The 13,232-nt window shown below is 73.9% G+C and carries 11 protein-coding genes; 3 read left to right on the top strand and 8 right to left on the bottom strand.

Annotated features, from left to right (window positions below; all coding sequences use genetic code 11):
• Positions 1 to 19: 19 nt before the first annotated feature.
• The 6 genes from AB0A95_RS20360 to AB0A95_RS20385 all read right to left on the bottom strand — a co-directional run bounded on the left by AB0A95_RS20360 (position 20) and on the right by AB0A95_RS20385 (position 7,434).
• Positions 20 to 760: a cellulose binding domain-containing protein gene (locus tag AB0A95_RS20360; RefSeq protein WP_357557324.1), complete on the bottom strand. Its 741-nt coding sequence runs from the start codon at positions 758 to 760 to the stop codon at positions 20 to 22.
• Positions 761 to 834: 74 nt separating this feature from the next.
• Positions 835 to 1,215, bottom strand: a complete 381-nt coding sequence (locus tag AB0A95_RS20365) for a DUF742 domain-containing protein (RefSeq protein WP_357557325.1) — start codon at positions 1,213 to 1,215, stop codon at positions 835 to 837.
• Entirely contained in the window at positions 1,193 to 1,642 is a 450-nt protein-coding gene (locus AB0A95_RS20370; RefSeq protein WP_357557326.1) for a roadblock/LC7 domain-containing protein, read from the bottom strand. Before AB0A95_RS20370 ends, AB0A95_RS20365 begins: the two co-directional genes overlap by 23 nt.
• Positions 1,639 to 3,564, bottom strand: a complete 1,926-nt coding sequence (locus AB0A95_RS20375) for a nitrate- and nitrite sensing domain-containing protein (RefSeq protein WP_357557327.1) — start codon at positions 3,562 to 3,564, stop codon at positions 1,639 to 1,641. Before AB0A95_RS20375 ends, AB0A95_RS20370 begins: the two co-directional genes overlap by 4 nt.
• Positions 3,565 to 3,607: 43 nt before the next feature.
• Entirely contained in the window at positions 3,608 to 6,172 is a 2,565-nt protein-coding gene (locus AB0A95_RS20380) for a LuxR C-terminal-related transcriptional regulator (RefSeq protein WP_357557328.1), read from the bottom strand.
• A 5-nt stretch (positions 6,173 to 6,177) separates the two neighbouring features.
• Positions 6,178 to 7,434: an Hsp70 family protein gene (locus AB0A95_RS20385; protein ID WP_357557329.1), complete on the bottom strand. Its 1,257-nt coding sequence runs from the start codon at positions 7,432 to 7,434 to the stop codon at positions 6,178 to 6,180.
• 298 nt (positions 7,435 to 7,732) lie between these two features.
• Here AB0A95_RS20385 and AB0A95_RS20390 point away from each other — a divergent pair, with 298 nt between their 5' ends.
• The 3 genes from AB0A95_RS20390 (at position 7,733) to AB0A95_RS20400 (ending at position 12,046) form a co-directional block, all read left to right on the top strand.
• Complete coding sequence (locus tag AB0A95_RS20390; RefSeq protein WP_357557330.1) at positions 7,733 to 8,620, top strand: IniB N-terminal domain-containing protein; 888 nt, start codon at positions 7,733 to 7,735, stop codon at positions 8,618 to 8,620.
• Positions 8,621 to 8,735: 115 nt separating this feature from the next.
• Complete coding sequence (locus AB0A95_RS20395; RefSeq protein WP_357557380.1) at positions 8,736 to 10,589, top strand: dynamin family protein; 1,854 nt, start codon at positions 8,736 to 8,738, stop codon at positions 10,587 to 10,589.
• Positions 10,586 to 12,046, top strand: a complete 1,461-nt coding sequence (locus AB0A95_RS20400; protein ID WP_357557331.1) for a hypothetical protein — start codon at positions 10,586 to 10,588, stop codon at positions 12,044 to 12,046. The genes AB0A95_RS20395 and AB0A95_RS20400 overlap by 4 nt, the downstream gene beginning before the upstream one ends.
• A 53-nt stretch (positions 12,047 to 12,099) precedes the next feature.
• On the opposite strand, the gene AB0A95_RS20405 is transcribed toward AB0A95_RS20400, so the two are convergent.
• Positions 12,100 to 12,390: a DUF1540 domain-containing protein gene (locus AB0A95_RS20405; protein ID WP_357557332.1), complete on the bottom strand. Its 291-nt coding sequence runs from the start codon at positions 12,388 to 12,390 to the stop codon at positions 12,100 to 12,102.
• 137 nt (positions 12,391 to 12,527) lie between these two features.
• Positions 12,528 to 13,187, bottom strand: coding sequence for a DUF2470 domain-containing protein (locus tag AB0A95_RS20410; RefSeq protein WP_357557381.1), 660 nt, complete (start codon positions 13,185 to 13,187; stop codon positions 12,528 to 12,530).
• Positions 13,188 to 13,232 lie beyond the last annotated feature (45 nt).

Here is a 13,232-nt window from a genome sequence, read left to right on the forward strand (position 1 = left end):
CCCATCCGTCCACCGACAGTCAGTTCGACAGGCCGGTGCAGGCGGCCCCGTCGATGGTGCACGCCTCGGGGGCGGCGCCGGCGGGCGCGCCGTTGACCCGGAACGTCACCCGGGCCGACGCGCTGCCCGGCACCTGGCCCGCCGTGCCGTCCGGCACGAACGTCCACACCGCGCCGTCGCGGGTGGCCCGTGCGCCCTCGACCGCGCTGACCCGCAGCGACTCCCGGGGCAGGGTGACCACCAACGTCCACTGTGGCGCCGGCGCCGAGCCGGGGTTGCTGATAGTCACCGCCGCGCCATAACTGAGCAGCGCGGTGTCCTCGATGGCGAAGTCGGCGACCAGGGCGGCCGGCGTGGCAGTCGCTGTCGAACCGGTCGGCGCGGGGCTGGTCGACGCCCCGGCGGTCGGTGGGACCGCGGTGGCCGAGGCGGCCGGCGGGGGAGCGGGCACCGCCGGGCTGGTGGCCGCGGGTCGCGCCTGCGCCCGGGGCGTGCCGGGCGGTGGTGTGCTCTCCCGGTCGACCGACAGTGGCGGATCGAGCGTCACAGGTGTCAGCTTCTCCGGCGTCCGCAGCACCCCGGCGACGAGGACGGCCGTCACGACCAGCACCCCGAGCACCGCGATCACGGCCAACCAGGTGGCCCGCGAGACGTCGTCCCGACCGGTGAGCACCCGCCGGGCAGCGGTGGCGAAGGCCACCAGCCGGTCCAGCAGGATGATCGCCACGGTACGGCGTGGCTGGGGTGGGGTTGCCGGCACTGCCTGTCTCTCCTTCGGTTCGTCGCCGGATGCCCGCCCGCGATCCGTCCCGGTCGCGCGGGGCAGCCGACCGGTCACAGGTCGCGGAGCCCGACGAGTATCGCCTCGAGCAGATCCTCGGTCGGCAGCTCCGACAACATCGGCGGGTCGTGCGTCTCGATCAGCCCGGCCGCCAGCAGGTCGCCGAGCAGCACCCGGACGGTCCCCAGTGGGAGGTCCAACTCGGCGCCGACCTCCGCGACCGACACCGGATGGTGACACAGCTCGACGATCCGCGCCTGTTCGGGGAAGAGCGGTGTGGGCGGCGTGCCGGCCCGCCGGGCGACGACAAGCGAGATCAGGTCGAGTTGACCGTGTGCGGACGAGGTGCGCCCGCCGGTCATCGTGTACGGCCTGGCGACCGGGCCCGCGTCGTCGTCGTACCACGCCTCGTCAGTGCCGCCGCTGGTGTGCACCAGTGTCCCCGATCGTCGCCGAGGAGGCCGGCCCCAGTGTGATCGGCAGGTGCCGCTCGGCCTGCCCCACGAACAGCGCCACCTCGTACGCCATGTCGCCGACCTTGACGTCGTCACCGGCGATCCGCACGGTGAGGATGGTCCCGTTCGGGATGGTGGCGACGAACAGGAACGTCCGTGCCATCTGCACCACGACCTGACGCAGAGCGCCCGCGTCGCAGGTGCGGGTGGCGGCCAGCCCCAACGCGATCAGACCGGCGACCACGCCGGAGATCTGCTCGGCCAGCTTGCCCTCCACCCGCCGGGAGCCGCCGAGGGCCAGCCCGTCCGGGGAGAGCACGACGGCGAACTCCGCGCCGGGCACTCGGTCGACCAGGCGGTCCAGGGCACCGGTCAGGCCGTCGTCGGTGACCACTGCAGGGGTCATTGGTGTCTCCTCGCTGCTCTGGCGACCGGCATCTCGACAGTGTCGAGGCTGGCCCTGCCGTGTTCGGGGCCGGTGGGTCCGCTCTGGCGGACCCGCGTCGGCAGCGCGCCGTCGCCGTTCGGCTCGGGTGGGCCGGTGCCGTCGTGCGCCGGCGGGTACGGGGTGGTGGGTGGCGCGGTGGACGGGCCCCGGACGGTGCCGCCGCCCGGGACCAGTCGGGCCGGCAGGAGCACTGTCGCCGCCGTCCCACCGCGCCGGCTGGGACGCAGCGAGACGTGGGCCCCACAACGGCCGGCCAGCACGGCGACGGTGTACAGGCCGGTGGGGCCCGTGGGCGGGGCGGCCGGCGGGCTGCCGAGCAGGTGGTTGGCGTCGGCCAGCGCGGTGGCGTCCAGACCGGGCCCGTCGTCGACGACCAGAACGGCGCACCCCTGCGGTCGGTGCTCGCCGCTGACCCGGACGGTGGTGTCCGCCGGCGAGAAGGCGAGGGCGTTCTCGATCAGCTCCGCCAGCAGGTGGACGACGTCGGTGACGGCCGGGCCCGCGAGCGACCACGGCCAGTGCGGCGCGATCAGGACCCGGTGGTAGTCCGGCACCTCGGCGACGGCACCGCGTGCCACGTCGAGCAGTGGCACCGCGCGCCGCCAGCGGCGGGCGGGCGTCGCGCCGGCAAGGGCGATCAGCTTCTCCACGTTGCGGCGGACCCGGGTGGTCAGGTGGTCGAGTTGGAACAGCTCGGTGCTCTCCTCGGCGGACCGCTCCCGGCGCTGCATCCCGTCCAGCAGATTGAGCTGGTCGCGCAGCAGGACCTGGTTGCGGCGGGTGACCCGCAGGAACAGCTCCCGGTCGGGGCCGGCGGGCGGTGCCACGACATCCGGGGTCGGGGCCGGCGGGTGCACGACCGGCCGGGTCAGCTCGTCGGCCAGCCGTCGGACGGTGCGCGCCCAGCTCAACAGGAGCACGAGCACCACGACGAGGCCCAACCCCACCACCGCGCCGGTACGCGCGACGATCACCGCGGCACCCGGCGTGGCCCGCTCGACGCTGCTGCGGGCAGTGCTCGTCACAAGTGCCTGTAGTGCGCCGAGGGCGGTGTCCGCGGCGGCCCGCCAGCCCGGAATGGTGGTCCCGGCCAGGACGTTGGCGGCGTCCGCCCGCAACAGCCGGTCCTCCAGGGTGATCAGCCCCGCGAACTCGGGGCCGGTGGCGATCCGCTGGTGCGCACCGGGGCCGTCGGCGGGCAGCCCGGCCGCCGCCTCGGCACGCGCGAATCGCTGGTTGTCGACGAGCGCGGTCAGTCGGCGTCGATCGTCGACTCCGAGCCGCCCGGCCGTCAGGGCCGCGCTGACCAGGGTGTCCTCCCGCGCCAGCAACTCCCGGGCGCGGGCCAGCGCGATCACCGCACGGGTGTCGGCGGCCAGCGCGCTCTCGTACGCGCCCCACTCCGGGCCGTACACCCGGAAGGCGACGTCGATGACCTGGTCGTACCCGTCAACCGCCGTGGCCTGGTCGAGGTGCCCGGCGTCCAACTGGGTCCGGATCGTGCTCAGGCCGTCGAGCCGGCGGACCAACTCGTCGGCCCGGTCGCGCACCTCGCCCGCGCTGAGCAGCCGGATGTCGCGGCCCTCGGTGAACTCGCGAAGCTCGGCGGCGGCCCGGTCGGTGCCCTCGCGTGCCCCGCCCAGCGGGGTCGCCGTCGACCCGGCCCCGGCGATCGCCTCGGCACTGGCCCGGCGCTCGGTCTGGAGGCTCAGGATCAGCCGGTCGATGGGCTGCCCCAGGGTGTCCGCCAGAGCCCGCACGCGCAGCAGGTCGATGGCGTCCTGGCTGGTCACATAGGCCGCGAACGACCAGAGCGTGAGAAGCACGGCGGCCAGCACGACAAGCCTGGTCCGCAGCAGCCGGACCTCGTCTCGCGTCACGCCCCGCTCCGCTCGGTGCGGGAACGCCCGCGTCGTGGACCCCTCATCGCGTCGCCCGCTGCGGCCACGGCTGCCCGGCCGTGTCGCTGGCCCGGTCGGCGACGAGAGTGCGCAGCAGAGCCAGCAACTCGGTGCGGTTGGCGCAGTTGAGCCGGTTGCGCATCCGCGCCACGTGGTGCTCCACGGTCTTGGCCGAGATGAAGAGCCGGTCGCCGATCTCGCGGTAGGTCAGCCCGGCCAGCACCAGCTCGGCGACCTCGTACTCCCGGTCGCTGAGCCCCTGCTGGGTGGGGCCGGCGACCCGCGTGGCGCTCCCGGTGCTCGTCGGCGTCGGCTCGCCGTGCCCGCCGGGTGGTCGCCCCTGCAACGCCCGCGCGCACTCCAGCAGGGTCGTCATCGCCCGCCGGTCCGCGGTGCGGATGGCGGCCTGACCGGCGAGGCGCGCACCGTCCCAGCACAGCCCGGTGTCGTGCAGCGCGCGGGCGGCGGCCTCCACGCGGGCCGGGTCGACGACGCCCCGGAGCACCTCCACCCAGCATTCCGCGGCGGCGGCGACCACCGCGGCGTACCGGCTGTGGTCGGCCGCGGCCAGCAGAGCCGCCACATGGTCGTCGGCGACGGCCGGCGCTCCGGTGAGGATCGCGGCGTGCAGGCCACTCCAGTGCAGCGGCACACTCCACAGTGGCGGATCGTCGAGTCGGCCGAGCAGGGCCCGGGCCTCCCGCAGGTACGGTTCGAGGCGGGCCAGGTCACCGAGGCGCGCGCCGGCGATGGCCAGCTCACCCAGCGGCAGGAGCGTGAACAGGTCGACGGGGTGCCGGACCACCGCCTCCAGCGCCTGCCCCCAGCCACGCTTGAGCGCCCCGATGTCGCTGTTGCGGCGGCCCACGCCCATCCGGATCGCGGCGGCGAAGAGCAGGTCGCGTGACTCCAACTGCCGCCCGTCGAGCGTCACCGCGGCGAGGTGCTCGGTCGCGGCGCGCGTCTCGCCCCGGACCATCAGGATCCAGGCCTGCAACAGCCGGTGCCGGCGAGCCATCAGCGGGCCACCGACACCGGCGCCCAGGGCCCGGTGCAACACCTGCTCGGCGATCTCCAGCTCACCGCAGTGCACAGCCGTCAGCGCGGCGAGCGCCGCCGGGCTGTCCGGTAGCAGGGCCGCCCGGCCGTCCGGTTCGAGTAGTGCGGCGGCCTGCACGAGCGTGGAGAGCGCGGCGGTCGGCGGGCCGCTCACGCTCTCGCGTACCCCGTCGGCCATCAGTCGGGCGGCGCTGGCGTGCAGGGTCGGCGGTTCGCCGGCCGGGTCGCTGGCCGGCGAGCCGGCGGCGGCGTTCGGGTCTCCGGTGGCGAGCCCGCCGACGATGGCGAAGGCCAGCGCCGAGGCGGTGCCCGACCACCGGTACAGCTCCACGCTGCGGCCGATGTGGCCGCGGTGCGCCAGGGCGGTCGCGGCCACCACCGCCGCCTCGCGGCGGTCCGGTGGGGCGGCGGTGGCCAACAGCCGGTCGGCCAGCCGCAGGGCGTCGTCGAGGTTGCCGGCGAGCGCGACGGCGAGCGACTGTCGGGCGCTGGCCGGCTGCCCGGCCGCGGTGGCGGCGGCGAACAGCTCGGCGGCGAACGCCGGCTCGTCGGCCAGGGCCTCACCCGCCGCCGCGGCCAGGGTCGAGGCCGGGCAGTCGCCGAGCGCGCCGACCGCGAGCAGGGAACGGACCAGCGGCAGCACCGCGCCGCCCCGCGCGAGCTGCAACTCGGTGAGCCGGCGCCAGACCGCGCTCCGGTCGGTGGTGGGGCTGAGCGTCGTGACGGCCCGTCGGACGATCGGCGCGAGCCGGCCGTCCGCGCCGAGCAGCCCGGCTGCCCGGGTCGTGGCGATTACCTCGTCCACCGCCGCCGGGTCCCCGCCCAGGAGCGCGGCGAGCATGCCCGCCGGCAGCGCGCCGCCGGCCGCGACGGCGAGCAGCAGCCGCCGGACGGCGGCGGGCTGCACGTCCAGGTCCGGACCGAACTCCCCGAGGACGGACCGGGGCGGGTGGACCATCGTGCCGGTCTGGGGCTCCCCGCCGGCCAGGCCGCGGACCAGCCGTTCGACGTCGCGGGGGACGCCGGCGGTCTGCGTGTGGACGAAGTCGACAAGGTCGTCGTGGCGGCCCAACTCCGGTGCGGCGGCGAGGTAGCTGGCGGTCTGCTCCCTGGTGAACGGCGTGAGGAGCACGGCCTGCCCGTCCCGTCGAAGAGAGTCGACAAGCTCGCTGAGCGCCGCCGACCGGGGCCACGGGCGATGGGCGACCACCAGGCGGTGCCGGCGGGTGGCGAGCAGACGCAGGAGCACCTCGATCCGCGCGTCGTCGAGCAGGTGCGCGTCGTCGACGAGCACCAGCGCGTCGGGGTCGACGGGTGCACCGGGCTCCGGGGCGGCGGTGTGGACGGTGATCCCGGCCCGCTGGTGCAACCGCGCCAGCTCGGCCAGCAGCGCTGTCTTTCCGTGACCGCCGGGGCCGGCGATGCCGACGGCCAGCGGGCCGGTCGGGTCCTGCGCGACCCTGTCCAGCAGGGCCTGTGGCCCCTTGTCCAGGGTCAGCCCGGGTGCGGCGATGTCATTCATGATCATTGGGGTCATCCTTCGCGTCCCCGGCCCCGAGCCAGTGCCAGGCGGGACGGCTTCGGCAGATCCAGTGGGAGGACCCGGACCGGGGGCCGCGGTGGCGGATCGCCCGGGACGGTGTCGTGGTGGGGGCGGTGCGGTGCCGGAATGGTGGCCCGTCCGGCGCCGCGTACCGGGTCGCGGACCGGTGCCGGCGGGCGCGGGCGCGGCGACACCACCTGGACGGCGGCCAGTGCCGCTCCGGCGGCGGCGGTCAGTTGCGAGTCCGGTTCGACCTCGACCGGCACCGGGAGGGCCGCGCTGATCAGCTCGGTGACGAGCGGAACGCGGGTCGCGCCTCCCGCCAGCAGGACACCGTCGAGCTGCGCCGGCGTCAGGTCGGCGCTCCGCACGGCCCGCAGCAGCAGGTCGACGGTGGCCTGCACCAGCGGCCGGATCATGTGCTCGAACTGCGCCCGGGTCACCGGGATCCGCGCCGGGCCGCCCGGCAGCGCCAACACCACGTCGGCCGCCAGGTCGACGGTCAGCACCCGCTTGACCCGGTCACACTCCGCACGCAGCCCGCGCAACGCGGCCTGGGTGCCGCGACGGGCGGTGCTGGCCAACTCCCGGGCCAGCACCGTACGGGCGTGCTCGGCCAGTGCCTCGTCGAAGTCGGCGCCGCCAACCGAGTCGAGGCCCTGGGGCGTGCCGAACGTCTCGTACGTCCCGTGGGCGGTGCGACGCACCAGGGCAGCCTCGAAGCTGTTGCCTCCCAGGGCGTAGACGACGGCCGTGGTGCCCGCGAACCCGCGGGCGGCGTGGCTCTCGGCCACCGTGACCGTGCGCGGCAGCAACGTCACGTGCCGCAGGCCGAAGGCCGACAGGGCCCGGTGCAGCACCTCTCGCCGGTAGGGGCGCCACCCCGCCGGGTGGCTCAGCACGACGGCCTCGGCCGGACCGCCCTCCAGGGCGTGCACCCGGTCGACCACCCACGCCGCGAGCTCCGCGGTCAGCGTCTGCGGTGTGCACGCCTCGCCGCCCAGCAGCAGTGGCACGTCGTCGCCGATCCGGTGGACGAAGTCTCGTGTGGTGCGGCTGCCGTCGTCGGTCGCGGGCTCGCCGACGTGCAGCGAGCCGTCCTCGGACAGACACAGCACCGACGGTACGACAGGGGAGTCGACGTGCAGCGGGACCGCCTCGGGGCGGGCCCAGCTAGCGCCGTTTCGCCGTGCGACCGCGGCGGCGGTGTTGGTGCTCCCGATGTCTATCCCCAGGACGTACGCCATCGTCTCTTCTCCCCCCGTGAGTTGGCCGGTCGGTGGCGATGGTGTCGGTGCTCTCGACGACCCACCCCCGGCGAACCCCGCGGGCTCCTACGTTCGTACCAGAGATCAGCCCCTGGTCGGGACCCTAATCTCGCCGGGACGGTTTCCCCCTGTCCCCCTAACGTACGAGGTGGCGGAGCCCCTAGTTCAACCGGGCCGGATGCGGGCTGAGCCCCGATGCCCGGGGCGGGCCCCCGGCCATAGCGTCACTGTCGACGTACGACACCCGCCGACGCCACATCCGAGGAGAACCCGGCACATGGACTCGCACCAGACCCTCCACGACTTCGTGCTCGACCTGCTGACGAACCCCGACGCGCGGTCGGCCTTCGACCTCGACCCCGAGGGCGCGCTGCGGGGCGCGGGGCTCACCGACATCACCGCGGCGGACGTGCAGGACGTCGTGCCGCTTGTCGTCGACTACGCGCCGGGGGCCGGCCTCGCGCCGTTGGCCTCGCCGGTCGGGCAGCTCGGGTTGGACCCGCTGCTCACCGACGCCACGGATGTGGTGGGTCAGTTGCAGAGCGTGGCGCAGCAGATCAGCGTGACGACGTCCCCCACCGGCGTGGACATCAAGGCCGGCGTGCTCGGCGCCATCGCTGTGGACTCGTCGACGGCCGCCGCCGGGGTCACCGTGCTGCCGGGGATCGGCCTGGGCGTCGGCCCGTCCGGTCTCGACACCGACTTCGCGGGCGTCTCCGATGTGGCGTACACCCTCGACGCCGACGTGGTGCAGCCGGTGGACGCGATCGCGGACCCGGTGATCGGCGACGTCACCGGCACCGTCGGTGACGCGAGCGGTCTGCTCGGCGGCACCGACCCGAACCTGATCGGCGGCGACCTGGTCGGTGGCGTCCTCCCCGGCGCCCACGGCCAGATCGGCGGGCTCGTCAGCTCCCTCGGTGTCGACGAAACCCTTGGTGGGCTGGGCCTCGGGCACGGCGACGGTGTCGTCGGCGGTGTGGTCCCGCCGCTCGACGTGCAGTCGACGGTGGGCGGCGTGACGCACCAGGTGGACAGCCTCCTCCCCGGTGTCACCGGCACTGTCGGTGACGTGACCGGCGGGGTCACCGATGGTGTGCTCGGCGGCGACCCGCACGCCTCGTCCGATCACGGGCTGCTGGGTCTCACCGGCGGCCTGCTCTGACCCGGATTTCCGGTCGGAGCGGAGGGTCGGATCGTCTCGGGCGATCCGGCCCTCTCCGGTTCCCGTTCCGGAACCTCTTGATAATTGAGCCGAAATCCGCACACTTGGTGCGGTGATGGCCGGGATCTGGTTGGACGTGCTGGACGACATCGCCCGCACGTGCAGTGCACACGGTCGAGGCGACCTGCTCCAGACGGTCCGGCAGAGGCGTGCCCAACTGCTGGACCCGACGCTGCGCGTCCTGGTCATCGGTGAACCGAACCAGGGCAAGAGTCAGTTGATCAATGCGATCATCAACGCCCCGGCCTGCCCGGTCGGCGACGGGCGCACGACAGTCCTGCCGACGGTGGTGCAGCATGCCGAGGCCCCGTCCGCCGCTGTCGCGCAGGCGCCACCCGCCCGCGGCGGTGCCGCCGGCACCGCGCTCGCGGTGGCCGTCGAGCGGACCCCGGTGGCGCTCGACCAGGTCGCCCAGAGCGTGGCCGGCATGGTCGGACGACAGCCGGGCGGCGGTCCCGCGTACGTCGAGATCGGGGTGCCCCGCGCCCTGCTCGGCGCCGGGCTGGTGCTTGTGGACACTCCCGGCACCGACGAGGTCACCGGTCTCGGCGGCGCCGCCCCGGTCGCCGCTCCCGCCCGCGCCGACACCGTGCTGCTGGTCTCCGACTCCACCCGGGACCTGTCGGTCGCCGAACTCAACATGCTGCTGCACGTCGTGCGCTCGCACCCCAACGTGATCGTGGTGCAGAGCAAGACCGATCTGGTGGCGGACTGGCGCGCGGTCGCCGAGCGCAACCGGCAGCACCTGGCCGAAGCCGGCATCCCGGCGACGCTCATCCCGGTCTCGGCGACGTTGCGCCTGCGCGCCGCCGGTGCCGACGACCGGGGTCTCAACGCCGAGTCCGGGTTCCCCGTGCTGATCGCCCGACTACAGCGGGACCTAGCCGGCAAGGCCGACCACCTGGCCAGGGCCTCGGTGCAGACGGTGGCTCGGACGGTGGTGGAGCAGTTGGCCGCGCCGCTGCGCGCCGAGCTGGCGACCCAGGAGGCCGAGGAGCAGTCCGGGCCGATCTCCCGGCTGCACGCCGCACAGCGCGAGGTCGACGAGCTGCGCCGGTGCTCCACGCGCTGGCAGAACACGTTGAGCGACGAGATCGGCGACCTGCTGTCCGACATCGAGTACGACCTGCGCGACCGGACCCGACAGATCCTGCGCACTGTCGACGAGGCGTTCGACACCGCCGATCCCCTCGTCGCCTGGGACACCTTCCAGGACTGGCTGGAGCGGAGCCTGGTGGAGGCCGCGGAGGCCAACCACGAGTGGCTGGTCCAGCGCTGCGACTGGATCGCCCGCCGGGTGGCCGCCAACTTCAACAGGTACGGCTACGACGTGCTGCCGCCCTGGTCGATGACGATGCCGGAGGACATCGGTGAGCGCCTGCCGGAGTTGCAGATGCCGACGATCGACCGGTTCACCGCGAGTCAGAAGCTGTTCACCGGCATGAAGGGCTCCTACGGCGGGATGCTGATGTTCGGCCTGGCGACCACCCTGGCCGGCATGCCGATGATCAATCCGGTCTCGGTGGGGATCGGGGCGCTGTTCGGCGGCAAGAGCATCCGCGACGAGAGCAAGCAGTTGCTCCGTCGCCGGCAGGCGACGGTCAAGACGGCCATCCAGCGACATGTCGACGACTTCTTCGTCCGGATGATCCGCGACTGCCGCGACGCCGTCCGGCAGGTGCAGCGGATGTTGCGGGACCACTTCACGGGCCTGACCGAGGAGCTTCAGGAGGCGATCGTCCAGTCGTTCCGCAGCGCCAAGCAGGAGGCCGACACCGATGCCTCGCTGCGCGAGCAGCGGCAGCGCGAGATCCGGCTGAAGATGACCCGGTTGGCCGCACTGCACGAGCAGGCCCAGCAGTTGACGGGCACGCGTTCCGCCCCGCTGCCGTTGGAGCCGCAGGCATGACCGTGGGGCAGCGCCTCGACGAGGCGGCCTGGGGGTTGCTGCACCAGGCCATCGACCTCTACCAGGACAACCCCCGGGCCGTCGGGCAGTTGCGCCACCAGGTCGCCCGCCTGGAGCAACCGCTGCGGATCGCGGTTGCCGGCCCGTGGCGTTCGGGCAAGTCGACGGTGCTCAACGCGCTGATGGGGGAGGAGGTCGCGCCGGTCGAGAGGGCGGACGGGGCGTTCACCTGGTACGAGGACGGCGCCGAGCCCCGCGCGACCGCCTATCCGGCCGGTCAGCCGCCGCAGGAGTTGACGGTGGTCAAGTCGGCGACCGGCCTGCGGGTGGATCTCGGCTGGGGCGCGGGGGACGTACGCGACATCGTGGTGCGGTGGCCGACGCGGGCGCTGCGGCAGGTCACGCTCATCGACACCCCGGCGGTCAGCGGCGGCGTCGAGCAGGGCCGGGCGCCGGTGTTGGAGCGGGTGTTGCGGGACGCGGACGCGGTGTTGTATCTGACCCGCGACGCGCGCGACAGTGATCTGCGGGTGCTGGAGTCCGGCCGGGACGGCGTGGTCGGGCAGACCGCCCCGGTCAACGTGATCATGGTGCTGTCCCGGGCGGACGAGATCGGCGGAGGTCGGATCGACGGCCTGCTCACCGCCCGCCAGCTCGCGCGTCGGCACTACCGCGATCCACGGGTCAGCGCGCTCAGCGTGAACGTGGTGGCGTGCAGCGGGATGATCGGCCTGGCCGGCCGGATGCTCGGCGAGTCGGACTTCGCCGCGCTCGCGGCCATCGCCCAGGTGCCCAGGGCGGAGTTGGACGCCCACCTGCTCTCCGCCGACCGTTTCCTGCACGGTGAGCTGCCGGTACGGTTGGAAACCGAGGTGCGTGCCGCACTGCTGGACCGCTTCGGCGTCTTCGGCGTCCGGCTGGCGACCACACTGGTGCGCGGCGGGTTCGACAGCCGCGTGAAACTCTCCGCCGAGCTCATTCGGCGCAGCGGTCTCACCGAGTTGCGCGAGTCGGTGACCCGCTGTTTCATCGACCGTGCCGACGCGCTCAAGGCCCGGTCCGCGCTGGCCGCGGTCGAGATGTTGCTGCGGGCCGAGCCCACCCGTGGGTCCGCGGAGCTGGCCGGCGCCATCGAGCGGATCCTCGCCGGTGCGCACGAGTTCCGGGAGCTACGCCTGCTTGTCGCGCTGCGCGGCACCCGGCTCGGCTTCGACGCGGAGTTGGCCGCCGAGGCACAGCGGCTCGTCGGTGGCAACGGGGTGGGCCTCGCGGCTCGGCTGGGCGTGGAGCACGAGGCGACGGTGCAGCGACTCTGGGAGGCCGCCGCCGACGCGCAGTGGCGGTGGCGGGACCGGGCCGAGGATCCCCTGCTTCCGCTGGCGCAACGGCGCGGGGCCCAGGTCGTCGTCCGCAGCTGCGAGGGGATGATCGCCGAGCTGGTCGCGGGCGGTCGCTGACGGGCGGTGGGGGCGACCCCGGACGGTCGCCCCCACCGGTGCCCGCGCCGCGCTCAGCGCGGTTGGTACGTCTGGCAGTCGGCGATGTCCTGCCCCGGGCCCACCCGGATGGACGGCGCGTGACACTCCAACTCGGCGTTGTGTTGGCAGTCGCCGCGCTTGCAGGCGCCGACCTGGGCGATGACGCGGTCCAACCCGCCCTTTGTCGAGGTGTCGATGAACGTCGCGCAGGTGGCGTTCTGCTGCCCGATGGTGATGGCGAACGCGTGGCAGCCATCGTGGTTGTAGCCGCAGTCGGTGACTGTGCACTCGTGTACCCGCGGCATCTCCAGCATGTCGGTCATCAGCGATCTCGCTTCCGTCGGTGTGCCTGGCAAGCTCAGTACCCGGCTTCGACGGGACAACTCCCCATCAGCTGGCTCTTTCGGGGAGATTTTGCAGAGGCGAGCCTTCCCTAACCGCGCTGATCAGTGCCGGTCAGTCAGCGAGCACGTCGGCTTCGGCAGCCGTGCGCCTGGCGGAGCAGCGCCTCGATCTGGTCGCCGAGTTGGTCGGGATGCCGCACCGGCGCCCCGAACCGCAGCCGGACGTCCCGGTCGCCCCGGGCCAGCTCCAACCGGAGCACGACGCCGTGCCGGTCCAGGCGGACCGGCCGGACTCGGCGGACACCCTGGAGGTGGTGGGTCGGTATGAGCCGGCACAGCCGGTCGACGGTCTGCGGGTGATGGTGGTCGAGGTGGCACAGCAGGTCGGCCTCGGCAGTGGCCAGTGGGTCGGGCCGGGCGGCCACGAAGGCGTCCGGGTCGACGGAGGTGGTGCGGCCGTCGGCGGTCAGCTCGGCGGTGGCGAGGTCGAGGACCGCCACCAGCTCCTGATCACTGTCGGTCGGGACGGTCTCGGTCACCAGCCAGCCGGTGAGCGTGCCGCGCCCGCGTACCCGACTGCGGACCGGGGTGGGTGCCAGGTCGGTCACCTCGACCATCGCCACGGTCTCCCGCTGCTGCGCGAGGTGGTGGGTCAGGTGGCAGCCGGCCGGCAGGTCGATCCGCAGCCGCCCGTCGTCGGCCACCACGTGCCGCCCGGCGACGTACGCCTCGATCCCCGGGATGTGCAGGGTGAGGGAGTCGGCGGCGGCGAGCATCGAGCGGAGTCGCACGCCCGCGTCGTCGATGGTGTCCGTGCTGGT

This window comes from Micromonospora sp. NPDC049230, assembly GCF_040647875.1.
Taxonomy (GTDB): Bacteria; Actinomycetota; Actinomycetes; order Mycobacteriales; family Micromonosporaceae; genus Micromonospora.

What these genes read in the sequence shown, in the direction of transcription:
- AB0A95_RS20370 (WP_357557326.1), bottom strand. Translation starts at nt 1,642, where the DNA reads ATGACCCCTGCAGTGGTCACCGACGACGGCCTGACCGGTGCCCTGGAC.
- AB0A95_RS20380 (WP_357557328.1), bottom strand. Translation starts at nt 6,172, where the DNA reads ATGATCATGAATGACATCGCCGCACCCGGGCTGACCCTGGACAAGGGG.
- AB0A95_RS20385 (WP_357557329.1), bottom strand. Translation starts at nt 7,434, where the DNA reads ATGGCGTACGTCCTGGGGATAGACATCGGGAGCACCAACACCGCCGCC.
- AB0A95_RS20395 (WP_357557380.1), top strand. Translation starts at nt 8,736, where the DNA reads ATGGCCGGGATCTGGTTGGACGTGCTGGACGACATCGCCCGCACGTGC.
- AB0A95_RS20390 (WP_357557330.1), top strand. Translation starts at nt 7,733, where the DNA reads ATGGACTCGCACCAGACCCTCCACGACTTCGTGCTCGACCTGCTGACG.
- AB0A95_RS20410 (WP_357557381.1), bottom strand. Translation starts at nt 13,187, where the DNA reads ATGCTCGCCGCCGCCGACTCCCTCACCCTGCACATCCCGGGGATCGAG.
- AB0A95_RS20405 (WP_357557332.1), bottom strand. Translation starts at nt 12,390, where the DNA reads ATGACCGACATGCTGGAGATGCCGCGGGTACACGAGTGCACAGTCACC.
- AB0A95_RS20400 (WP_357557331.1), top strand. Translation starts at nt 10,586, where the DNA reads ATGACCGTGGGGCAGCGCCTCGACGAGGCGGCCTGGGGGTTGCTGCAC.